Origin of the sequence: Exiguobacterium sp. UBA7533, from assembly GCF_002479335.1 — a bacterium.
Taxonomy (GTDB): Bacteria; Bacillota; Bacilli; order Exiguobacteriales; family Exiguobacteriaceae; genus Exiguobacterium_A.
In genome coordinates this window covers 425901-448792 of sequence record NZ_DLMP01000005.1, presented here as the reverse complement: position 1 = coordinate 448792, position 22892 = coordinate 425901, and the positions used below count along the sequence as shown (strand labels likewise).

Annotated in this window: 20 protein-coding genes and 1 pseudogene; 16 read left to right on the top strand and 5 right to left on the bottom strand. The window is 43.0% G+C overall.

All coding sequences use genetic code 11. From position 1 onward, the window contains the following. The first annotated feature begins 3 nt into the window (after positions 1 to 3). The 10 genes from B2U10_RS09885 to B2U10_RS09845 all read left to right on the top strand — a co-directional run bounded on the left by B2U10_RS09885 (position 4) and on the right by B2U10_RS09845 (position 11462). The gene (locus B2U10_RS09885) at positions 4 to 1401 is read left to right on the top strand and encodes an arabinan endo-1,5-alpha-L-arabinosidase (protein ID WP_290787211.1); all 1398 of its coding nucleotides are present in this window, start codon (positions 4 to 6) and stop codon (positions 1399 to 1401) included. 278 nt (positions 1402 to 1679) lie between these two features. Further along, entirely contained in the window at positions 1680 to 3371 is a 1692-nt protein-coding gene (araB, locus tag B2U10_RS09880; protein WP_290787209.1) for a ribulokinase, read from the top strand. Beyond that, positions 3368 to 4063 carry an L-ribulose-5-phosphate 4-epimerase gene (araD, locus tag B2U10_RS09875; protein WP_156358990.1) on the top strand — a complete coding sequence of 232 codons (696 nt, stop codon included), beginning with the start codon at positions 3368 to 3370 and terminating at the stop codon, positions 4061 to 4063. The genes araB and araD overlap by 4 nt, the downstream gene beginning before the upstream one ends. A gap of 33 nt (positions 4064 to 4096) precedes the next feature. Further along, a complete protein-coding gene (gene araA, locus B2U10_RS09870; protein ID WP_047395662.1) occupies positions 4097 to 5584 on the top strand; it encodes an L-arabinose isomerase in 1488 nt (495 codons plus the stop codon). Between the two features lie 43 nt (positions 5585 to 5627). After that, on the top strand, positions 5628 to 7154 hold the full coding sequence (locus B2U10_RS09865) for an alpha-N-arabinofuranosidase (protein WP_290787204.1): 1527 nt from the start codon (positions 5628 to 5630) through the stop codon (positions 7152 to 7154). 1 nt (position 7155) lies between these two features. Next, a complete protein-coding gene (locus B2U10_RS15565; protein WP_414655319.1) occupies positions 7156 to 7395 on the top strand; it encodes a DUF6171 family protein in 240 nt (79 codons plus the stop codon). Positions 7396 to 7412: 17 nt separating this feature from the next. After that, positions 7413 to 8411: an aldose epimerase family protein gene (locus B2U10_RS09860; RefSeq protein ID WP_290787201.1), complete on the top strand. Its 999-nt coding sequence runs from the start codon at positions 7413 to 7415 to the stop codon at positions 8409 to 8411. Further along, positions 8408 to 9577 (top strand): sn-glycerol-1-phosphate dehydrogenase, encoded by a 1170-nt coding sequence (locus B2U10_RS09855; RefSeq protein WP_290787198.1) that lies wholly within the window; start codon positions 8408 to 8410, stop codon positions 9575 to 9577. Before B2U10_RS09860 ends, B2U10_RS09855 begins: the two co-directional genes overlap by 4 nt. Next, positions 9574 to 10521 (top strand): glycoside hydrolase family 43 protein, encoded by a 948-nt coding sequence (locus B2U10_RS09850; RefSeq protein ID WP_290787195.1) that lies wholly within the window; start codon positions 9574 to 9576, stop codon positions 10519 to 10521. Before B2U10_RS09855 ends, B2U10_RS09850 begins: the two co-directional genes overlap by 4 nt. After that, positions 10518 to 11462, top strand: coding sequence for a family 43 glycosylhydrolase (locus tag B2U10_RS09845; protein ID WP_290787192.1), 945 nt, complete (start codon positions 10518 to 10520; stop codon positions 11460 to 11462). The genes B2U10_RS09850 and B2U10_RS09845 overlap by 4 nt, the downstream gene beginning before the upstream one ends. Before the next feature lie 152 nt (positions 11463 to 11614). Here B2U10_RS09845 and B2U10_RS09840 read toward each other — a convergent pair. Then, a pseudogene (locus tag B2U10_RS09840) lies at positions 11615 to 11749 on the bottom strand (hypothetical protein); the annotation flags it as partial. An 87-nt stretch (positions 11750 to 11836) separates the two neighbouring features. Between B2U10_RS09840 and B2U10_RS09835 the strand changes: the two are divergent. The 5 genes from B2U10_RS09835 (at position 11837) to B2U10_RS09815 (ending at position 17855) form a co-directional block, all read left to right on the top strand. Next, on the top strand, positions 11837 to 12022 hold the full coding sequence (locus B2U10_RS09835; protein ID WP_035408297.1) for a hypothetical protein: 186 nt from the start codon (positions 11837 to 11839) through the stop codon (positions 12020 to 12022). Positions 12023 to 12812: 790 nt separating this feature from the next. Continuing rightward, positions 12813 to 14483 carry a DUF6044 family protein gene (locus B2U10_RS09830; RefSeq protein WP_290787189.1) on the top strand — a complete coding sequence of 557 codons (1671 nt, stop codon included), beginning with the start codon at positions 12813 to 12815 and terminating at the stop codon, positions 14481 to 14483. 24 nt (positions 14484 to 14507) lie between these two features. Next, positions 14508 to 15464 (top strand): glycosyltransferase family 2 protein, encoded by a 957-nt coding sequence (locus B2U10_RS09825; RefSeq protein WP_231496861.1) that lies wholly within the window; start codon positions 14508 to 14510, stop codon positions 15462 to 15464. Further along, the gene (locus B2U10_RS09820) at positions 15461 to 15838 is read left to right on the top strand and encodes a GtrA family protein (protein WP_052169496.1); all 378 of its coding nucleotides are present in this window, start codon (positions 15461 to 15463) and stop codon (positions 15836 to 15838) included. Before B2U10_RS09825 ends, B2U10_RS09820 begins: the two co-directional genes overlap by 4 nt. 781 nt (positions 15839 to 16619) lie before the next feature. Further along, positions 16620 to 17855, top strand: a complete 1236-nt coding sequence (locus tag B2U10_RS09815) for an MDR family MFS transporter (RefSeq protein ID WP_035408295.1) — start codon at positions 16620 to 16622, stop codon at positions 17853 to 17855. Between the two features lie 262 nt (positions 17856 to 18117). Here the strand turns inward: B2U10_RS09815 and B2U10_RS09810 are convergent, their stop codons facing one another. Beyond that, positions 18118 to 19161, bottom strand: coding sequence for a Fic family protein (locus B2U10_RS09810; protein WP_251137727.1), 1044 nt, complete (start codon positions 19159 to 19161; stop codon positions 18118 to 18120). A 283-nt stretch (positions 19162 to 19444) separates the two neighbouring features. Then, entirely contained in the window at positions 19445 to 20284 is an 840-nt protein-coding gene (locus B2U10_RS09805; RefSeq protein ID WP_214769681.1) for a helix-turn-helix transcriptional regulator, read from the bottom strand. 118 nt (positions 20285 to 20402) lie between these two features. On the opposite strand from B2U10_RS09805, the gene fabF reads away from it, so the two are divergent. Further along, entirely contained in the window at positions 20403 to 21641 is a 1239-nt protein-coding gene (gene fabF / locus B2U10_RS09800; protein WP_056060993.1) for a beta-ketoacyl-ACP synthase II, read from the top strand. A 416-nt stretch (positions 21642 to 22057) separates the two neighbouring features. On the opposite strand, the gene B2U10_RS09795 is transcribed toward fabF, so the two are convergent. Continuing rightward, positions 22058 to 22327 carry a type II toxin-antitoxin system RelE family toxin gene (locus B2U10_RS09795; RefSeq protein ID WP_247857230.1) on the bottom strand — a complete coding sequence of 90 codons (270 nt, stop codon included), beginning with the start codon at positions 22325 to 22327 and terminating at the stop codon, positions 22058 to 22060. Continuing rightward, complete coding sequence (relB, locus tag B2U10_RS09790) at positions 22324 to 22548, bottom strand: type II toxin-antitoxin system RelB family antitoxin (RefSeq protein ID WP_026829710.1); 225 nt, start codon at positions 22546 to 22548, stop codon at positions 22324 to 22326. Before relB ends, B2U10_RS09795 begins: the two co-directional genes overlap by 4 nt. Between the last annotated feature and the right edge of the window lie 344 nt (positions 22549 to 22892).

Genomic DNA, 22892 nt, shown 5'->3' with positions numbered 1-22892 from the left:
AATATGAAAAAAATGATGATGGGGATCATTGTCTTATTCATTGCAGGGTGCTCTTTTTTTTGGTGGTCTACGAATGCGTCTCTCGAAGATTTGGAATTACCGAAAGCGCCATTCGATAAGGAAGTCGCAGACGTACAACCTGATATTTTGAATCAGGAAAAGAAATGGACTACAAACTTTGCGCATGACGGAGCGATCATAAAAGAAGGTGATACCTATTATGTGTTTTCGACAGATTATATGGTAGGAGGTCCACCGACACCAGGCATCCAGATTCGAAAATCAAACGATCTCATTAACTGGCAATTTACAGGACGTGTATTTGACGAAGTCTCTCAAGAAGCATTCAAATGGACAGGAGGAAATACGTTTTGGGCCCCTTCTATTACGAAGATCAAGGATACATTCTACCTTTACTATTCTGTCTCAAAAGTCGGGAGTCGTACCTCGTATATTGGAATGGCGAGCGCTTCAAATATTGAGGGTCCATGGCACGATCAGGGAGTCGTCATCGCCTCAAAAGAAGGAGATGGAAAAACGGTCAACGCGATTGATCCTCATGTGCTCCAAGATAAAACGGGGAAATGGTGGATGACGTATGGCTCCTATTTTGGCGGTATCTTCTTGACGGAAATCAATCCGAATACAGGAAAGCTGATGAAAAAGTCATCAGAAGGGGAGTTGCTGGCTAAGCGAAAAGATATGACGATGGGAATTGAAGGCCCAGAAATTCTTTTCAACGCAAAGACAGGTTACTACTACTTGATGGTTTCATACGGTTGGCTAGAAGATTCGTACAACGTAAGGATTGGGCGATCGAAATCGATCAATGGACCTTATGTTGATTCACGTGGTCGTGATCTACGTGATACTTCAAATGAATCTTTTGATACGGGTGTAAAAATTGTAGGCTCCTACCGTTTTGAAGAAGACGATGGTTATGTAGGGACCGGTCACTCTGCATTTTTACAGGATGGAAAAGATACCTTTATTATTCATCAAGCTCGACCAAGCGAAGATATCTACTGGTCGCAATTGCAGGTGAGGAAAGTGTATTGGACAAAAGATGGATGGCCAGTGGTTTCGCCCGAACGATACGCAGGTGAAAAGAAAATCAATGTTCAAAAAGAGCAGATCGTTGGAGAATGGGAGATCATTACTTTCCCGCGCTTTGATGACGGTCAGCAACAATCAAGAAAGCTGAAGTTGCAAAAGGATGGCAGTCTTTTTGGTAAGAAGGGTTCATGGCAACTAAAGGGAAGCATCCTTGAATTACGCATAGGACAGGAGACATACGATTTACAAGTTGGTGCGGCGTGGGATTGGGAAAATTGGAAATCAACGATCATCATGACGGGTCTTAGTAAGGATGGAACAGCAGTTTGGGCAAAAAGACGTTGAACCCATCATTTGTACGGACAAATGAATGTATTAAAGAAAATTGATCATCTGATAGATAGAAAAAAACGTCAAAAAATGCGTATTTTTCTGAAAAATGATTGCATATTCCTAAATAATTGATACAATCATAGTGTAAGTTATACGTACAAATTTATTGTTTATTTAAATTTTCTGCATGGATTTTGATTATTTGTCCGGATGAAAACAAGAGAGTGCCCACACACTTTATTTTTTCTTCTGAAATGTAAGCGTATTCTTTTTGGGAGTAGGGTGATGAAATGTCGAAATATACAATCGGAATTGATTATGGCACGCAATCAGGTAGAGCCGTCTTGATTGACGTCGAAACAGGTCACGAAGTGGCGACTGCAGTCAAACCATACACACATGGAGTGATGGATCAATTTTTGCCTGATGGAAAAACACGGCTTGAACATGACTGGGCACTCCAACATCCGCGTGATTATTTAGAGGTCCTGGAAACGACGATCCCGGCAGTTGTCAAAGAGGCAGGTATCACGAAAGAACAAGTCATCGGGCTCGGCATCGATTTTACAGCTTGTACGATTCTACCGATCGATGCCGATTTAAATCCGTTGTGCTTCCATGAAGAGTATCAACATAATCCGCATAGCTATGTGAAGTTGTGGAAGCATCATGCAGCTCAAGACGAGGCAGACGCTTTAAACCGTATTGCGACTGAACGCGAAGAACCTTTTTTAAAGCGTTACGGCGGGAAAATCTCATCCGAATGGATGATTCCAAAAGTCTGGCAAATTCTAAACGAAGCACTCTCCATTTACGAGGCTGCTCACGAAATTTTAGAGGCGACGGATTGGGTCGTTTCTCAATTGACTGGAAAAGTGGTACGCAATAGTTGTACGGCTGGCTATAAAGCGATCTGGCACAAACAGGAAGGCTATCCTTCAAATGAGTTTTTTAAAGCGTTAGATCCACGACTTGAGAACGTAGTTGAAGAGAAGCTTTCCAATGACATCGCACCAATCGGGGCCAAAGCAGGAGAATTAACGATATCCTTTGCAGAACGAATCGGTCTCCTTCCGGGAACTGCCGTTGCAGTAGGAAATGTTGATGCGCATGTTGCAGTACCTGCCGTTGGAATCACGGAACCCGGTAAGTTGTTGATGGTGATGGGAACCTCTACTTGTCATATCCTGCTTGGTGAAGAGGAGCAGGTCGTACCCGGTATGTGCGGGATCGTCGAAGACGGAGTCTTACCAGGGTATATGGGGTACGAAGCTGGTCAGTCCTGTGTCGGAGATCATTTCGAATGGTTCATCGAAAACTGTGTACCAAGTGACTATTTGCAAGAAGCAACTCTTCAAGGAGTTAGTACGCATCAATTATTGACCGATAAGGCAACGATGCAACGCGTCGGTGAACATGGATTGATCGCCCTTGATTGGTGGAACGGAAATCGTTCTACACTAGTGGATACAAATCTGACGGGTGTACTTCTAGGTGCAACATTACTGACAAAACCAGAAGATATCTACCGCGCATTGATTGAAGCGACGGCCTATGGCACGCGAACGATTGTCGAAGCGTTCCGCACAAGCGGTGTTCCCGTCCACGAAGTATACGCTGCAGGAGGAATTGCGGAGAAGAATGCCTTGATGATGCAGATTTATGCTGACGTTCTAAACATGGAAATCAAGATTTCAGCCTCTTCTCAAACCCCCGCTTTAGGATCTGCCATGTTCGGTGCCGTAGCCGCAGGAGCAGAACGAGGCGGTTATGCCACCATCACGGAAGCAGCGACGAAGATGGGACGTGTAAAAGAAAAAACATATCTTCCGATTCCAGAAAACGTTGAAGTGTATGAGGCGCTGTTCGCTGAGTATACGAAACTATACGATTATTTCGGTCGTGGAGAAAACGATGTGATGAAGCGATTAAAGAAAATCAAAGCTGAAGCGTCGCGTCAGAAGGGAGAACCTGTATGGTGAGTCGTCAATTAAAAGAAGAAGTGCTTGAAGCGAACCTAGCATTGCCAAAGCATGACTTAGTCACCTTTACGTGGGGAAACGTCAGTGGGATTGATCGAAATGCGGGTTTAGTCGTTATCAAACCGAGTGGTGTCCCCTATGACGCTTTGACGGTAGATGATTTAGTCGTAGTCGATTTAGAAGGCAATGTTGTCGAGGGTGATCTACGTCCATCTTCTGATACGCCAACACATTTGGCTTTGTATCGTGCTCTGCCTGAGATCGGAGGCATTGTCCATACGCATTCCCCTTGGGCGACAAGCTGGGCGCAAGCAAAACGAGCAATTCCTGCATTCGGAACGACACATGCCGACTACTTTTATGGAGAAATTCCGTGTACACGTGAACTATCTGATGAAGAGATCGAGACGGCGTACGAGCTAGAAACCGGAAACGTCATCATTGAGACGTTGAACGAACTACACTTGGAAGCTGTTGCTGTACCAGGTGTGCTGGTCGCAAATCATGCACCTTTTTGTTGGGGGAAGCATGCGGATGAAGCCGTGCACAATGCAGTCGTACTTGAGGAAGTAGCCAAGATGGGTATTCATGCCTTGAATCTGAATCCAGGATTAGCACCCATCAAACAAAGCATCTTAGATAAACACTACTTGCGCAAACACGGAGCAAACGCCTACTACGGTCAGAAATGATAGGTGCACATAGCTAGATGAGGGGGATTTTAAATGTTGACAGCAAACACACACGAATTTTGGTTCGTGACAGGAAGCCAGATGCTCTACGGTGAGGAGGTAATTCGTCAAGTCGAAACACATTCAAAAGAGATGGTCTCAGGATTAGATGCAGCGGACGTCTTCCGGGATCGAATTGTTTACAAGGGAGTCGTCAAAAATGCAGAAGAAATTCGGCAGATGATGTTGCAGGCGAATGCTGATGATGCCTGTGCCGGTGTGATCACATGGATGCATACCTTCTCACCATCGAAAATGTGGATTAGTGGGATGCGTGTGTTACAAAAACCATTGCTCCATTTTGGGACACAGTTCAATCGTGACATCCCGTGGGATGCGATCGATATGGATTTCATGAACCTCAATCAGTCGGCGCATGGTGATCGTGAACATGGTTTTATCACAAGCCGAATGAACGTGAAGCGAAAAGTGCTCGTCGGTCATTGGGAAGATGAACTCACACGTCAAAAGATGTCATCTTGGATGAATGTAGCACATGCGTTAGCGGAAAGTAAGAACTTAAAAGTCGCGCGATTCGGTGACAACATGCGGAATGTAGCAGTGACAGAAGGTGACAAAGTCGAAGCTCAGATTCAACTGGGCTGGACGGTTGATGGGTATGGTGTCGGCGATCTCGTCACCTACATGAATGCGGTATCGGAGTCAGATTTAGATGACTTGATGGAAGAATATCGCACGCGGTATGAAGTGACGAATACTGGAATGGAAGAAGAAGCATTCCAGGAATCGGTTCGCTATCAAGGTCGCATCGAACTCGGCATGAAGGCTTTTCTTGAAGCTGGTGGATACACTGCCTTCACGACAACCTTCGAAGACCTACATGGCATCAAGCAATTACCTGGGCTAGCCGTTCAACGATTGATGGAGCAAGGGTACGGGTTTGCTGGAGAAGGAGACTGGAAAACCGCAGCGCTTGTTCGTCTTATGAAAATCATGGCGAGCAACGAACGGACATCTTTCATGGAAGATTATACTTATCACTTTGAACCAGGCAACGAAATGGTTTTAGGGGCGCATATGCTCGAAATCTGTCCGACCATTGCGGTCGATAAGCCTAGAATCGAGGTACATCCTCTCGGAATCGGAGATCGTGAAGCGCCAGCGCGGATGGTATTCGAAGGGCAGAATGGCAAGGCATTGAACGCTAGTTTGATTGATTTAGGACATCGCTTCCGTCTCTTGGTAAACACAGTCGAGGGCATCCAACCGGATGAAGCAATGCCGAATCTTCCTGTGGCACGTGTTCTATGGAAAACAGAACCATCGATGGCTCAAGCTGTCGAAAACTGGATCCAAGCCGGGGGAGCACACCATACTTGTTACTCCTATGAAGTAACAACTGAACAACTACGCGACTTCGCAGAACTTCTGAACATTGAAATTGCTGTCATCGATAAAGAAACGGAGACGGTTCGATTTAATAATGAGTTACGTTGGAATGAACTGTACTATCGACCATAATTTATAGGGACCTTCCTAGGTCCCTTTTCTTGGAGGAGATATTATGAATAACCAACTCGTCACATCAACACTAAATACAAAAGAAGCTGCAACACAACTAATCGTCAATGTAGATTTACCAAAAGGTAAAATCAGTAAGCATATCTATGGGCACTTTGCGGAACACCTTGGACGTTGTATTTATGAAGGGCTTTGGGTTGGTCCAGAATCATCCATACCGAATACAGATGGCATTCGGAACGATGTATTGACAGCATTGAAGAAATTGAACATTCCGGTTTTACGATGGCCGGGTGGATGCTTTGCAGACGAGTATCATTGGAAAGATGGTATTGGACCAAATGAAAACCGAAAGCGGATGGTCAATACACATTGGGGTGGCGTCGTCGAAAACAATCATTTCGGAACCCATGAATTTATGCGCCTTTGTGAATTACTAGAGTGTGAGCCTTATATTTGTGGAAACGTTGGAAGTGGGACCGTCCAAGAAATGTCTGAATGGGTCGAATATATGACGTTCAATGGAGAATCACCGATGGCGAACTGGCGTCAGGAGAATGGCCGTACAGAGCCGTGGTCGCTTAAGTATTTCGGTGTTGGTAACGAGAACTGGGGTTGCGGAGGGAATATGCGTCCGGAGTATTACGCCGATCTATATCGTCGCTATCAGACATATGTCCGCAATTATGATGGCAATCAACTCTATAAGATTGCTGGTGGTGCAAACATTGATGATTACAAATGGACTGAAGTTCTCATGCGTGAAGCGGGTACGATGATGGATGGTCTTAGTCTGCACTATTATACGATTCCGGGCGATTTTTGGTTAGGTAAGGGATCAGCGTTAGATTTTACGGAAGATGAATGGTTCATCACCCTAAAACGTGCTTATTACATGGATGAACTGATCACAAAGCATGGGCAAATCATGGACCAGTATGATCCAGAAAAGCGCGTCGGTCTCATTGTTGATGAATGGGGAACGTGGTTCGACGTTGAACCAGGAACAAACCCAGGCTTCTTGTATCAACAAAACTCAATCCGAGATGCACTTGTCGCAGCGATTCACTTCAATATCTTCCATAAGCATAATGACCGCGTTCACATGGCGAACATCGCACAAATGGTCAATGTGCTTCAAGCAATGATCTTAACGGAGGGTGACCAGTTCATTCTTACGCCAACGTACCATGTCTTTGAGATGTATCGCGTTCACCAAGATGCTGAACGAGTCGAGCTAGCAGCCATCACGCGTGACTATGTAGCTAAAGAAGAATCGATTCCTTCTGTAAACGCGACAGCTTCTCGCGATGCTGATGGTGTATTGCACATTAGCCTCTGCCAGCTTGATCATCAAAATAGCGATAAAGTAGAAATTGATTTGCGGGGAATGGGGACGATTTCTAACGTATCGGCACGTATTTTAACAGCAGATCATCTCAATGCCCATAACACGTTTGAACAACCAGATGTGGTTGCGCCGCGTGATCATGAGGTCCAGGTGACAGAAGACGGAAAGCTCATCATGGATGTTCCGGCGATGAGCGTCATCACAGTGGCGGTTCACTGAGATGAAAGTCGTCGAGACAAGACGGTGTCGTACTTGTCCACCGACAAAAGTAGACACTGATTGGTTATTAACCATCGACGCGGAAGTCATGCCGCAAGTCACGGACGTTGAGTATCAGGAACGTCTTCGTCAATGTGCAGTCTGTCCGTTTTATCAGGACGATACCTGTTTGAAGTGCGGGTGCTATGTCTCTTACCGGGCACGCCTTGCAACAAAGCATTGCCCGGTGAAGGTTTGGTGAAAAAGGAGCGACTTGAGATGGAGCGACAAGAAGTAGTAGATCAGACGGCGTTTACGCTCGAGAACGATATGTGTCGTTTACGCATTTTGACATATGGAGCAACCCTGCAAGAGTTTTCGATTCAAGATGAGGGATGGAAAAATCTCATTTTGTCATACGATACGGTTGAAGAATACAAGACAGACACGTATTACTTGGGAGCGACTGTCGGACGTGTCGCTGGTCGAATCGAGGACGGTACATTCGATATGGACGGTGCAACGTACCAACTGCCTCAAAACGAAGGGAAGCATCATCTTCACGGGGGAGACGGTCTCCACTGTCAATTCTGGAAAATGGAAGACGTATCCAATACTCATCTCGTTCTTCGGTATGTAAGTCCTGATGGTGAGAATGGCTATAAGGGTACACTCGATGTCAGAGCATCGTTTGAATTGTTAGCTGACGGTGTCAAAATTACGTATGAGGCAATCAGTGACACGGATACGGTATGCGATATGACAAATCATACGTACTTTAATCTAAGTAGTGGAAGTCGTGATATTTTAGGACATGAATTGACGTTACCGGCTAATCAATTTGCTGAGCTGCGAGATGATTTGATTCCTACAGGACGCCTATTGGATGTCGATCAGACCCCTTTTGACTTCCGATCAGGACGAATGCTAGGAGATGGTCCAACTTCAAGCCATCCACAAAACCAACTCGTCAATGGTTATGATCATCCATTTTTATTCGACGACCAACGAAAAGCGACGCTGTACGATCCTGAAAGTAAGCGTTCCTTGATGTTGTCTACGACTGCACCAGCTCTTGTGCTCTATTCAGGAAACCAGATGAATGAAGAAACGATCTTACGTGAGGGACGCTCTCGAAAATATTATGGTGTTTGTCTCGAGCCGCAACATCTTCCGGACGCCGTTCATCACAGTAATTTTCCATCCATTCGATTATTAGCAAGAGAGACGTATCACTGGGAAACGGAATATCGCGTTGGGAAAGGAGTCAGTCGATGAACCTCGAACAGATACAAAAGCAGGTTGCTACTTGTTCGTGTGGAAATCTACATTACCCCATTACGATTGAACAAATCAGTGCCTCTGAAAAAGTATGGCAATCAGTGGTCGAGTTTGTGCAGCAAAAAGAGTGGCGGCACCTCCTCGTCATTGGTGATGTCAATACGCAGATGGTCGGTTATTCTCCACTGAAGAAAGCATTAATGACAGTAGGAATTGACGTATCAATAGTCACGCTCTCGCCGAACAGGCAAGGGGACGTTTTAGCTGATGAACTATCAGTTGTACAAGTAATGCTCGAGTTGGACGATAGTGTGGATGCGTTGATTGCACTCGGAGCAGGGACGATTCATGATGTGACGCGGTTTTGTGCTGCGAAAGCAAAAATCCCATTTCTGTCTGTTCCGACCGCTCCTTCGGTGGACGGGTTTACTTCGAAAGGAGCTCCCTTAATTATAAGAGGGAAAAAAATCACCTATCAGCTCGTCTCACCAATTGCCGTATTCATCCCAAGTGACATTATCCGTGATGCACCTCGGGCGTTAATAGCAGCAGGTGTCGGGGATATGCTTGGGAAGTACACTTCCTTACTGGATTGGCGTTTTGGTGCTTTTGATGGACAAGAACCCTTTTGTCCTGTAGTTGCTCGATTGACAGAAATTGCTTTATCCGATTGTGTAAAAGCTCTACCAGATATCTATGCAGAAAGAGCGGAAGGTTTGGATCAACTGATGGATTCACTGATCTTATCAGGAATTGCGATGTTGATTTTTGGGCATTCACATCCTGCATCTGGTGGAGAACACCACCTCTCTCATTATTGGGAGATGGATTTCTTAACGCATGACCGTCCAGCCGTCTTACACGGTACAAAAGTAGCGATTGCGACGATGGAACTTATCGATACTTATAGAGCGATGATCCAAGAACAATCTGATGTACCAAAGGAGCTAGGTGATTGGGTCACTCAAATGCCAACAAGACAGAAGTTGGAGTCCATTTTTAATTCGTTACAAGCACCTCTTCAGCCAGAGGAAATCGGTATTTCGTCTCTTCTCCTAGCGAGTAGCAAGAGAGAAGCATATCGTCTTCGAGAGAGACACACGCTGTTAAAACAGATGAGCTTACAGACGAGCCACTTTGAAACAGAGGAGCGTTCATTATGACAGAGACAATCGTAAATCCAATCATAGAACAACGCGCGGATCCATGGATCATGCGGCATACAGATGGCTATTACTACTTTACGGCGTCCTTACCTGACTTTAGCGGTATTCCGCTGCGTCGTGCTCAGACGATCGGGGAGTTGACTAAAGCAGAAGAGAAAGTCGTATGGCAGAAGCGTTCGACCGGAATCATGAGCGCTAACATTTGGGCACCAGAATTACATCACATTCAAGGGAAATGGTACCTTTATTTCGCGGCGGCACGTGAAGATGCTATTTTTGATCATCGCATGTACGTTCTCGAAAATAGTTCAGCCAATCCGCTGGAAGGTCAATGGACGGAAAAAGGACAAATCAAGACATGGCAAGAATCATTCGCCCTCGATGCGACAACGTTCGAGCATGAAAACCGGTTATATTACATCTGGGCTCAGAAAGATCCAAAAATTGAAGGGAACTCGAATCTCTATATTTCTGAAATGGAGAATCCTTGGACATTGACAGGACCGCAAACGATGATTGCGACACCGGAATATGCTTGGGAAAAAGTCGGCTTTCTTGTAAACGAAGGACCTGCTGTCTTAAAGCGAAATGGTTATATATATGTCACGTTTTCAGCAAGCGCGACGGATCATAATTATTGTGTAGGTTTTCTTCGTATCAATGAAAAAGAAGATGTGTTAGATGCTACTCATTGGGAAAAACACCCGCAACCCGTTCTTACTACGAATGAGTCAATCCGTGAATACGGACCAGGTCATAACAGTTTCACGACACTCGCAGATGGGACCGATATGATTGTTTATCATGCACGGAACTATAGAGAAATCGAAGGGGATCCATTATGGGATCCGAATCGTCATACGTATGTACGACCATTTTCTTGGCAGGGAGATGTGCCTGTTTTTGAAAACAGGATGGTCAACGAGGAGGTCACACGATGAACCAGACAGAGGATCGAAATCTTGTTTTAGAGCAACGGGCAGATCCATGGGTGTATCTGCATTCTGACGGTTATTATTATTTTACAGCGTCTGTTCCTGAATACGATCGAATCGAATTGCGTCGTGCTAGATCTCTCCATGAACTAAGGGATGCAGAAGCGGTGACAGCATGGATTAAACCAGAAACTGGCCCTATGAGTGATCTGATTTGGGCACCCGAATTACATCGTATTCATGGGAAATGGTATCTTTATTTTGCGGCTGCGAAGTCACGCGAGATTGTAAACGGACTCTTTGATCATCGGATGTTCGTTTTAGAGAATAGTTCGGATAATCCTCTAGAAGGCAAATGGTTAGAACACGGACAAATAAAAACGCAGTGGGATTCATTTGCTCTTGACGCGACCGTCTTCGAACATCAAGACGTTCATTACTTAGTGTGGGCACAAAAAGATCCTTCCATTGAAGGAAACTCGAACTTATATATTGCAACTTTAAAGAATCCATGGACCATTCAAAAGCCACAAGTCATGTTGACGAAGCCAGAGCTTGATTGGGAGACAAAGGGCTTTCTGGTGAACGAAGGACCGGCAGTCTTGAAGCGCCATGGACAAATCTTCATTACGTATTCTGCTAGTGCAACGGATGAGAATTATTGCATGGGTATGTTGAGTGCCTCAGAAGACGCAGACCTATTGAATCCGGATGCTTGGGAAAAATCATCGTCTCCCGTATTTGCGACGAATGAAGAAGTTGGTCAATATGGACCAGGGCACAATAGCTTTACAGTAGATGAACAGGGACAAGATGTCATTGTGTATCATGCACGGACCTACACTGAAATCGAGGGTGATCCTCTGTACGATCCGAATCGCCATACACGGGCACAGATCTTTACGTGGGGCATGGATAAAAAACCAAACTTTGATAAGCCAATCTGATTGCGAACAGAATCAACTTTTTTTATAAGAAAACGTAATTAATCTTGTACAGTTGATGATTTTTTGTTTAATAAACTTGAGGTCACAAAAAGCATCTCTTATGTAGATTTACTCTACAGAAGGGATGCTTTATCGCAAAAAGACGTTACTCTTCAATCTGGATTTTCACCTTCGTTTTCAGCGACATGCATAGAGGGATTCTTGACATCAGAGGCGACAATGGAAAATCCTTTTTCTTGCTTAGCAGCTCGTGCTGGTTCGATCGCTACATTCAAGGCAGGTAGATTGGTTTGTTCAGAATATCATGAATGATAAAATAAGATTGAATTAGATGTAAATTACTTTATAGACAATATTTATTGGGGGTACTTTAAATGGAAAATAAAATTTGCTCATCATGCGGAAGTACTAATTTTCAAGAGGCAACAGATTATATTCCACTAAAGCCATCTAAAGGGTCATTTCATAGTGCTCAAAAAGTATTTTCGTTTTGTATGGATTGCGGTATCGTAGATGCGATTCGTATTGAGAACACAGAAATCTTTCAAAATAAAGAGTAAATATTCAATCTACAAAAAGAGCGTCCGATATGGATGCTTTTTTATAGAGAAAAAATGTGTCGATCATGAAAAATAATTAGTTTTGTAAATAAGGAGTAATGTAGTGCCTATCTTTTTCTTAAATGGCACTGTAAATGCATATCTAACCAATGCAACCAGTCAGATGCACTTAACCAGCCAAGTTCATCATAATAAATCTTTTTTGAAGCATCTATAGTTTGAATATGCATTTTAACGCACTCCATTTGAGTAATTAATTATTTTGTGCTTTTTAGGAGAATAGCGTAATCCAGGTTACTTTCTAGTTCGATATTAAAATCATTTTTAAATTTACACGTACCTATGGAACTTCGTCATATAAAAAACAAAGTCTCCAAATCTTATTCTCCTTTTCGAAGGCTGATGAAGTAAGTTTAAGAACCCAAAAGCATCGTATCTTTTCTTAACAGAAATGGTACGATGCTTCTTTGTAGTTCCTCGATAGAATTAAAAAAATCTATAGTTAGTCATTCATAAAAGGGAAAAGTAGAAAAAGAAGAAGAGGTCTGGTCAAGATTGATTAATTCTTCTAATCTCCATTTAACTAATTTATTAATTGAATTAACTTTAATTCTGAAAAGTAAATTTAATAAATGTCACCTATCCTATTGTGATATAAGGTATCATTGGAAATAGTTTCTTAGGGAGTATATACCATAAAGAAAGTTATAAGAGGAAAAGAACAGGCAATTGATTTCTTGAAACTACTAACAAAAGAATTAAATCTTAAAGTAGATGAAGGAGAGGTATGATGAGAGAAAAAACTCGCATATTAATAGGGCTGCTACTAGCTTGCCTCTATATTTTACCGATGGTCTTACTGGGGGAACATGCACATGTCCGTATTCATGATAATCTAGACTCAAACATCACGTGGTATAAAACATTGGTCGATACCAATAGTATTTACGCAAGCCTTCATGCAAATGTTCCTGACTTATTGAATGGGGTCGTCTCGAGAAATGCTTTCGTCAGTGAGTTTACAGGTATCGTGTGGCTATATCAATGGTTCCCACCATTTACGGCATACGTGATCAGTCAAACGTTGGTCCGAATCTTTGCTTTCTTAGGAATGTACTTATTACTACGTGATTATGCGAAAGGGGTTATTCCTAAATCATATGCGATGTGGGTAGCAGTTCTATTTTCTTGGACACCATTCTGGCCATCGGGCATGCTCAGCACGCTTGGGATGCCACTCTTATTGTGGGCTTATTGGAATATCTGGCATGGACGGAAAATAAAATCGAGTGCATTCGTATTGTTAGTGGTTCCGTTCTATTCGAGCTTCGTGCTAGGAATCGTTTTCTTTTTAGCAACGCTTGCCATTTACCATATGGTGAAGGAGATACGCGCACGTAGTTTTCATAGCCGTTTTTGGATCGCCTATGGCCTTCAGGTCCTTTTATACTTATTAATTGAATATCGACTGGTCTTCTCGATGCTGTGGGAAGAAGAGCCTACGAGTCGAAATGACTTCGAAACAGGGAATAACGGATTTTGGGCAAGTATTCGTTTATTTTTTAAGAATTTGGTGTTTGGTCATACACATGATCGCGCAGTACAATCGCCCATCATCCTCCTAACACTTCTGATTGTTGGATTTCTAGTATTTCGTCAAAAAGATCATGCAGCAAGACGAATTCGAACTTTGATGTGGTTTCTATTTGGACTATCGCTGTGGTATGCGTTTTGGTTTTATGAGGGGTGGAATCCGTTAAAGCAACATGTCTCTCTCATTAGAACTTTCAATTTCTCACGATTCCACTTCCTTCAACCGATGTTGTGGTATGCATTGTTTTACTTGATGCTCGACTGGCTATGGCGAACTGCCAAACGAAAATGGGTGACTTGTTTGCTCGTAGCCCAAACCCTTGTCTTGCTTGCATGGAATCCCGAGTTCCTCTATCGTCATCATCCATCCTATGAAGCGTTTTATGCGACTTCTCAGTTTTCTGACATTAAACGCTTTATCAACCAACCAACGAAAGACTATCAGGTCGCTTCTCTCGGATTGCACCCTGCGATCGCACAATACAATGGTATGCAAACCGTGGATGGTTATGTGAACTTTTATCCATTACGCTATAAAGCATCTTTCCGAAAGGTGATTGCTGGAGAATTGGATAAAAGTAAGCTATTACAACGTTATTTTGATACGTGGGGAAATCGTGTCTATGTGTTTTCATCTGAACTCGGTAAGGAATACGAGTACACAAAGGAGCATCAAGTACCGGTTCGACATTTATCTATCAATACAGCACAGTTGAAGCAAATCGGTGCGACATATCTTTTGTCTGCTGTACCAATCAAAAATGCTGCAGCCATTGGATTGCAGTACGAAAAAACGTTTGAAGATCAACATTCTGCTTGGAAGATTAGGTTATACCGTATCCAAGCTACTACAGAGAATACGAAGTAAGTTCATTTAAGGAGGAGTAATGGTATGACGATGACGACAATCCCTACGCTAGGCGTAATTATTCCGTGTTATAACGAGACGGAAGTATTACGCTTGACGGTCCATACGATGCACCGTTTCTTAACAGAGTGGCGAGAACGACACCTCATTTCTGAGGACTCCTTTGTCTTGTTCGTAGATGATGGAAGTCAGGATGATACCTGGTCCCAAATTGAAGATGTACACGCACAAGATGGTCGGTTTAGAGGATTAAAATTAGCACATAACGTAGGACATCAAAATGCTTTGTTCGCAGGTCTTGTCGAAGGACACACCGATGCGGATTGTGTTGTGTCAATGGATGCGGACCTTCAGGATGACGTAAAAGTGATTGAACAGTTTTTAAGTGAATTTGCGAAAGGGAATGATATCGTCTATGGGGTAAGAGAAGATCGTCAGACCGATAGCTGGTTTAAACGGTCGACTGCTCAAGGCTTTTATCGCTTCATCGACTGGTTGGGTGTAGAGACTATCTTCAATCATGCAGACTATCGTCTCATGAGCAAACGAGCTGTCGAAACACTTTGTGCACATCCGGAACGCAATCTCTTTTTGCGGGGGATGGTACCTTCGCTTGGTTTTCAAACAGCAGAAGTGACCTATACACGTCAATCACGTCCAGCAGGCGAATCAAAATATCCATTACGAAAGATGATGGCACTCGCATGGGATGGGGTGACCTCGTTTAGTGTTCGTCCGATTAAGTTGTTATTTTTAGTCTCACTATTCATGCTCATCGTCTCGATCGGTTTTGTCGGATATGCTCTTTATCGTAGATATGAAGGAGAAGCGATGGATGGGTGGACGTCTTTAATGATGTCGATCTGGTTCATCGGCGGGCTTCAATTACTAGGTATTGGACTGATAGGAGAATACATCGGTAAAATCTATCAGGAAGTCAAACGACGTCCTCGTTATGTCGTCGAGAAAAAACGAGAATGATGACCTTTCTTCGTTTCTTATTAGTAGGAGTTCTTAATACGCTGGTTGGTCTGACGCTGACACTGATTTGTTTTCATGTCTTGCATACTGGTTATTGGGGAGCGACGGCGATCGGGAATGCATGTGGTGTTTGGGTCAGCTATATGCTAAATCGTCGCTTCACCTTTCGTCAAGAGGCTGGAGGATGGCCCTATTGGATACGTTTTTTGATCGTCGTTTCGATTAGCTATCTCATCGCTTATCGTCTTAGTTTATGGGGAGTGCATTACGTATTGCCAAATCTACAAGAGACTGGAGCGATTCTGATCGGGATGATTATCTATACGGGGTTAAATTATCTAGGTCAGTCTTATTGGGTATTTCGCAAATCATGATGATAAAACAAGCTATCTATAGAGGTAGCTTGTTTTTTTATCCTCTCAATTGCACTTGCAAAAGCACAGTAGCAAATCAAAAGACTGACAAATGAATTTTCAAATTATAGAAATCAACTACTCAGATTAGAGTGAGGAAAGTCATTTACAATTTGATAAGATGACGCATTCAACGTATGCATCACATAGTTATATGGGTGGATATGCTATTTCTCATGTAATCGACCATGCCTATTCCTTATTCATCGACTCCCTTCAGTCCACCACATTAAATGATCGTTGATGAACGAATCCCAAAAGAAGAATGAAAGTAAAGTATCCGTGAAATCTAATTTACAGACTTAAATTTATTACAAACGACATCAATAAATCGCAATTTCTTCTTGTAGTAAATAATTCTGTTAAAAATAAGAAATTTTTATTTTTTAGTTGGTCCGTTATTACTCCTTCTCGATAAAGTAAAAGTCTATGAACTTAAACGATAAGAAGCAGTTCCTGTCATGTAAAGACAGGAACTGCTGCTTATCGAACAATTATATCGTCGGTAATTCTAAAATTCTTAAGAGATAGAAAAAAGTAAGGCAGAAAGATATGTCAATTCGTTTCAAAACAAACATACGTTCGTTTTACGTGACAATTTAAATAAAAGTGTCCTTACTTAATTTTCATAATATTAGTATAATCCATATCAAAATATAAGTCTATATCTTGGTAACTATCTTCTCTATAGTAAGACTACGAAAAGAAGGTGCTATTCGTTAACTACATGAGAGGAGTTATTATGAACAAAACTACATGGAATCCTAATGTGAAAGTCAGATTGATAGGAGAAGGGATTTTCAATCTGCTATTTTGGATGTACTTTCCTTTTTTAACGGTCTATTTTGGTAAAGAACTTGGGTTACAGACTGCTGGATTAATAATGGCACTGCCCCCCTTAATAAGTATTGTCGGAAGTTTAACCGGAGGAAGCTTTGCGGATACGTTAGGGAGACGTCCTGTCATGCTGATCGGAACATTTTTGCAAATGAGCATGTTTATTCTATTCGCTGTCTCTTCTTCTCCTTGGATTAATTACGTTGCCTTTATCGGAATTAATATAGGCGCAGCATTTTATCGTCCTGCTAGTTCAGCGATGATAGCGGACACAGTTCCAAAAGATGAATTGCGACAAGTGTATGCGACATTTATGACCGTGAACAATATTGGTGCCGTTTTAGGACCGATCATTGGAGCAGTCTTCTTTTTTCAACATCGTCAACTGTTATTGTGGACCTGTGCAATAGTTCTCTTTCTTTACTTCATAACGATCTATTTTATTGTTAGTGAAACCTTACCTGTCCAATCCAAGCAAAAAGATGTAACGACCCCACTTAAATATGCGTTTCAGTCTAAGTGGTCTGGCTATCGACTTATTCTCAAAGATCGTATTTTTCTGCTATACGTAATTGCGGGAACCTGTTCACTCTTCCCAGTGATGCAACTCGATCTCTACTTACCAGTTTACGTGATAGAGAATGTGCCTAAACAACCTCTCGTACCGCACTTGCTGGATTCTTTTCAGCTCACGAGCCAATCCATTTTTGGCTATCTGGTAGGCTTTAATGGTCTTTTGTTTGTCATCTTGATCCTTCCCGTAACGAATCGACTTAAAAATTGGTCAGAAAGACGTCTCTTCGTTGTTTCGACCTTACTTGCAGGAGGAGGTACATTTTTAATCGGATGGAATAACAACATCTGGTTTTTGTTTGGTTGTACGCTCATCTTCACGTTAGGTGAGATCATGCGTACACCAGTTACGCAGAGTTTCATCGGTCATTATGCTCCAGAGGAGGCAAGAGGTCAGTATCTAGCTGCTGATAGTCTTCAAAACACACTTGGTAAGACGCTAGCACCTCTCGCTATCTACGCATCAGGATGGATCGCCCCGCTTGGTATCTTCACTATCATTCTCCTTTTTGCTATCATTGGAGCTTGTTTATATCTGCAATTATTTAGACTGTATTCTCCCACTTGACAATCAGGTTGATAATACAAAGTGTACGATTACAAATAAAATATTAATTTAGGCTTTAGAATGATTTCATAAAAATAATAATTACTATAGATAATTAATATCAGATAAATGCTATCTAAAATATCTTAAATCAGCATGAACGAGATGATTTCGATTTCAACATTTCGCGACAATGAGTTGTCGACGTCAAGTAGAAATTGACGTTTTCTGCTCGATTGATAAGTTATTTATTCTTCACGGATGTTCTTGATACCATGTAGTGTTATTGTTTCGTCCATTTCGCACTCCGACCAAGACCGGATGGGGCAATGATCCCCTCGTCACGTAAGTCACGCAATACGCGATTGATTGTCGCCTCACTGATGTCGGGACAAGCCTTCCTTACGTCTGCTTTCGTGAACGGTGTGATTCGTCCTTCAACAAAACGACGAATCCGATTGTTCTTGTTCTGACTACCCGTCGTGACCAATCCGACGCGATCTTCAAGCTCCTTATAAGCAGCAAGAATCGTGCTCAGCAAGTAGTTGATCCATGGAAACGGATCTTGTTGGTTTTGGTGCCAACGCACGGAAGAGAGACGGAGTGACTCATAATAATCTTCCTTCCGCGATTCGACGATCTTCTCAAGACTGATGTAGCGTCCGACTTCGAAGCCATACTGATAGAGCAGCAAGAGGGTCAACAATCGTGCCATTCGACCATTCCCGTCATTGAACGGATGAATGGATAGGAAATCGAGGACGAACAAGCTCGTCAGGATGAGCGGGTCGACGTCCTCTTGTTGCCGACGCTCTCGTAGGCTGTCGCATAACGCCTGCATCGCTGCCGGTGTCTCGAACGCAGGGACGGGGATGAAGCGAGTCCGGCGCGTGCCATCCGGGAACGTCTCACTAATCTCGTTGTCGACGTTCTTCCACCGCCCACCTTCGACGGGGACGAACTTATAGAGTTCCTTGTGGAGTTGCAACAGAATATTCGCATTGACCGGGATGTCCTCGGCTGAAGCGTTGATCAGGTTAAGTACGTCGCGGTAACCAGCAATCTCTGCTTCTGAACGGTCGGCAGGGTCGGCTGACTTTGACATGATGGTCTGAAGACGACTTTCCGTGACGATGATTCCTTCGATCGCATTCGAGGCTTTCGTCGACTGGATGACGGCGACATCGCGTAAGGTGTTAAGGATTTGAGGCGCTTGCTGTTTATAGAGATCCTGTTTGCCTTTATACTCATTGATCCGTCCAATCAAGCGGACGGTCTCCATCGGCAGGGCGAGCTCTTTGAGATAGGTATATGTATAGTCGCGCATTCGTCGAACTCCCTTCGCAAAATAGATCACTTTAGATTAAATACACTCATTTTTATATTATTTGACTATGTTTAAACTCAATATAATGTATTTAAAGTCGTTCAAACACATATAAACATAGTCAAATTATCATATTTAGACTATGTTTATTTATTTATGACCATGATTACTTGTCAATCCGAAAGTCGGACAATCCTGACTGATTTGAACGGAACAATCCTGACATGGAAAGCGTCTCATCGATTGCTTCCATATTTTTAGCAGTTTTTCACTTCATTTGAATTCATCGAACTAAAATCAATCGTTTCAGTTTTTCTTCTGTACCGGATTCCTCGACAGGTGTATAGATGCTACATCGCAAGTCGTCTTCTCCCTGCACTTGAAGAGAGGTCAGGTCGAATAGCATCTTGCCAACTTTTCCATGACGGAATTCAATCAGGATTTCCGGAGCCTTACTGACCTGACTCTCCATCCAGAGTGATTTGAATTCAGGATACGTATTACTCATCTCCTGTATGAAGGACGTATACCATTCATCACCAGAGTATTGACCGTAGTATGTACGGAAAATGGACAAGAATCCTTTGGCGAAGTGTTCCCAATTCCCGGCAAGTACTTTAAATTCTTTCTGTGAGAACAAGAGGCGAATGAGGTTACGTTGTGATTCTGGAATGGTCGCAAAATCTACAAACACATGGGCCGCTGCAGGATTCCAGCCGACGATATGGCAGTAACGATCCGTAATGATCGTCGGACACGTCGTCAAGGCAGAGAGAATTTTTTCGAGTGACGGACTGATAATCATAGGGGAAGCTTGAATTTTCATACTGACGACCTGCGTCCCTAATGCTAAATCGTTCAAATATTCGTGTTCATCCCTGTTCAGACATAACGCCTGGGCGATACAGTCTAAGACGCTTCTAGATACCTTAATATCTCTTCCTTGTTCTAACCAGGTGTACCATGTCGTACTGACTCCTGCTAATTGAGCAACTTCCTCTCTTCTCAAGCCAGGTGTTCTCCTTCTTGATCCAGGCGGTAGCCCCACTGATTCCGGTTTGAGCTGTGCTCTTTTCGTCTTCAAAAAATAGGATAGAGCTTCTAATCGATTCGAGTCGTCCATATACGTTCCTCCTGATTTCTCTCCATCCAAGTATCAATTATAATAGGATAAATGAACACTTGTAATAGGATACATGACACGTATGATTATCTCATACTATTACAAGGAGTGAAGAAAAATGGAGCGCGTAGTGATTACAGGAATGGGTGTCGTCTCACCAATCGGAAACGACGTGGAGTCCTTTTGGAATAATATGATTGCTGGAAATTCAGGCATCACGGAAATCGATACGTTTGATACGACTGATTTCAAAGTAAAGATTGCAGGGAGTGTAAAAAACTTTGATGCGGAAAAGGCGATTGGTAAAAAAGCCTCTCGTAACCTGGATCGCTTCGTCCAGTTCGCATTAGCGGCTGCTGATCAAGCCTGGAACGATTCTAAGCTAGGAGAATCTGATCTGGATCGGGAAAGACTTGCTGTATATGTGGGTTCAGGTGTAGGAGGGATTGAAACGTTAATTGACGGTGTTCATGCTTTACACCAAAAAGGTCCGAGAAGGGTCAGTCCAAGTCTCGTACCTTCCATGATGTCTAACGCAGCAGCCGCTCAAATTAGCATCAAGTGGCAAGCGATGGGACCTTCCATGTCACCTGTATCCGCTTGTGCAATCGGAAACACGGCTATTGGTGAAGCATATCGACTCATTCGAATGGGAGAGGCTGATGCTGCATTCGCTGGTGGAACAGAAGCGGGTATCACTGAATTGTCTATAGCAAGCTTCGGTAATGCGACGGCATTGTCTACAAGAAACGAATCACCCTCTAAAGCGAGTCGTCCTTTTGACGCGACACGCGATGGTTTCGTGATGTCGGAGGGAGCGGGCATCTTGATACTGGAATCGTTATCGCACGCAAAGCAACGAGGTGCGTCCATCTATGCGGAAGTCGTCGGATACGGAGCAAGTTCCGATGCTTATCATATAGTAGCGACTCATCCAGAAGGTCAGGGAGCATACCTCGCTATGAAGCGGGCCGTTCAACAGGCAGGGATTGAGACGAATGACATCGATGTGATCAGTGCCCATGCGACGAGTACGATCGTCGGCGATCAGTCCGAGACACGTGCGATTAAAAAATTGTTTGCAGAACATGCGAACATACTCCCGGTGACGGCGAACAAATCAATGCTAGGTCACATGCTCGGTGCTGCCGGTGGAGCGGAAGCGATCGCGCTTGCGAAATGTTTACAGGAAGGAATCATTCCACCGACGATTAATCTTGAAGTCGATGATCCAACGTGTGACCTGGATTATGTAGCAGGAGGGGCTCGTTCGCTGGAGATGCAGTACGGACTATCCAATTCTTTCGGATTCGGTGGTCATAACGCCGCCATCGTCTTGAAAAAATATATGGATTAAGCATCAGAGTTTGGGTTCGGACAAGAGAACTCAATGAGTAAGTACTCGCTGAAAATGGATTGTATACATTTCGACGTCGAAATGTATACAATCTTTTTTGTGTATCCAATTCTTATTAAATGTTAGTGATTCGGAAACCTTCACTATTGCTGTGTCGTCATTCATCCAACGATTCATGACACGTTCTATCTATTTTACATAAAACGCGAATCATCAGTTCTAGTCAGAGTTTGCCTTAACTAGGACATCATGATCTTTATTTTAGTAATCCGTCCTCTGAAGGGAGGTTTGAATCCACACTTAAAAAAATAACTGTATATATTGTCATTCTAATTCTAGCTTTTTCATCATATCGTCAAAAGAGAAGGCTTTTGATTGATTATCATGTACTTCCTAAGATATGAGTTTTAGATGCTTTATTTATAAACATCCCGACGATGTCCAATCTCAAGAATCAATATCACGACTTTCTCATCCTGGATGTCAGCAATCAGACGATAGTCGCCGATGCGATACCGCCATTCGCCAGAGCGATTCGAGACGAGTCCTTTCCCATGACGACGCGGATCATCCGTCCCGACAAGGTTCTTCTTGATCCAGGACATGATGATCCGCGCTTGTTGTGGGTCCATCTTCTTGAGAGATTTTTGAGCCCCGCGCTCGAATTCTACATTATAAGCTGTCATTCTAAATCAAGTTCCTTCATCATGTCGTCGAAAGATATCGCTTCTGATTTTTTACGGTGTGCTGCCATGGAATCATGATAGAGTTGCAAATCGATTTCGTCTTCGATACGGTCGAGGACGGCATCGCGAACGAGTGTAGAGATCGTGATGTTCTTTGCCTTCGCATATTCCTTGATAAGTCGTGTATCCTGATCATCCAGACGTACGGAAATGGTACTCATGATTATCAGCTCCTTTGTAATACATTGTAATACATATTAAGGTTTTAGTACATAGGATTGAGAGCGGAAACCCTGAACGAATATTCTTTGAAGTACTGAAATTTGGCTTTTAAATATCCTAGATGAGTACGATTAGATTAAAAAAGTGAATGAAATTATGTTCAAATTAAAGTAAACATAGTCATTCATCTTCTATTTGACCATGTTTAGTAGGAAGGTGATGATCATGATAATTCCTTACATTCTCCTCGTTTGCGAAAAAAAGATATGCATCCAGACGGCGCCGTGTATTTATTACAAGAAAACAAAGAGTGTTTTGAATTGAAGAAAGATCAAGGTACAGA

Coding starts and splice junctions, on each gene's coding strand:
- B2U10_RS09795 (WP_247857230.1), bottom strand. CDS start 22,327: ATGACAGCTTATAATGTAGAATTCGAGCGCGGGGCTCAAAAATCTCTC.
- B2U10_RS09850 (WP_290787195.1), top strand. CDS start 9,574: ATGACAGAGACAATCGTAAATCCAATCATAGAACAACGCGCGGATCCA.
- B2U10_RS09820 (WP_052169496.1), top strand. CDS start 15,461: ATGATGACCTTTCTTCGTTTCTTATTAGTAGGAGTTCTTAATACGCTG.
- B2U10_RS09830 (WP_290787189.1), top strand. CDS start 12,813: ATGAGAGAAAAAACTCGCATATTAATAGGGCTGCTACTAGCTTGCCTC.
- B2U10_RS09865 (WP_290787204.1), top strand. CDS start 5,628: ATGAATAACCAACTCGTCACATCAACACTAAATACAAAAGAAGCTGCA.
- B2U10_RS09845 (WP_290787192.1), top strand. CDS start 10,518: ATGAACCAGACAGAGGATCGAAATCTTGTTTTAGAGCAACGGGCAGAT.
- B2U10_RS09815 (WP_035408295.1), top strand. CDS start 16,620: ATGAACAAAACTACATGGAATCCTAATGTGAAAGTCAGATTGATAGGA.
- B2U10_RS09825 (WP_231496861.1), top strand. CDS start 14,508: ATGACGATGACGACAATCCCTACGCTAGGCGTAATTATTCCGTGTTAT.
- B2U10_RS09810 (WP_251137727.1), bottom strand. CDS start 19,161: ATGCGCGACTATACATATACCTATCTCAAAGAGCTCGCCCTGCCGATG.
- araB (WP_290787209.1), top strand. CDS start 1,680: ATGTCGAAATATACAATCGGAATTGATTATGGCACGCAATCAGGTAGA.
- araA (WP_047395662.1), top strand. CDS start 4,097: ATGTTGACAGCAAACACACACGAATTTTGGTTCGTGACAGGAAGCCAG.
- B2U10_RS09860 (WP_290787201.1), top strand. CDS start 7,413: ATGGAGCGACAAGAAGTAGTAGATCAGACGGCGTTTACGCTCGAGAAC.
- B2U10_RS09805 (WP_214769681.1), bottom strand. CDS start 20,284: ATGGACGACTCGAATCGATTAGAAGCTCTATCCTATTTTTTGAAGACG.
- B2U10_RS09835 (WP_035408297.1), top strand. CDS start 11,837: ATGGAAAATAAAATTTGCTCATCATGCGGAAGTACTAATTTTCAAGAG.
- B2U10_RS15565 (WP_414655319.1), top strand. CDS start 7,156: ATGAAAGTCGTCGAGACAAGACGGTGTCGTACTTGTCCACCGACAAAA.
- B2U10_RS09855 (WP_290787198.1), top strand. CDS start 8,408: ATGAACCTCGAACAGATACAAAAGCAGGTTGCTACTTGTTCGTGTGGA.
- relB (WP_026829710.1), bottom strand. CDS start 22,548: ATGAGTACCATTTCCGTACGTCTGGATGATCAGGATACACGACTTATC.
- fabF (WP_056060993.1), top strand. CDS start 20,403: ATGGAGCGCGTAGTGATTACAGGAATGGGTGTCGTCTCACCAATCGGA.
- B2U10_RS09885 (WP_290787211.1), top strand. CDS start 4: ATGAAAAAAATGATGATGGGGATCATTGTCTTATTCATTGCAGGGTGC.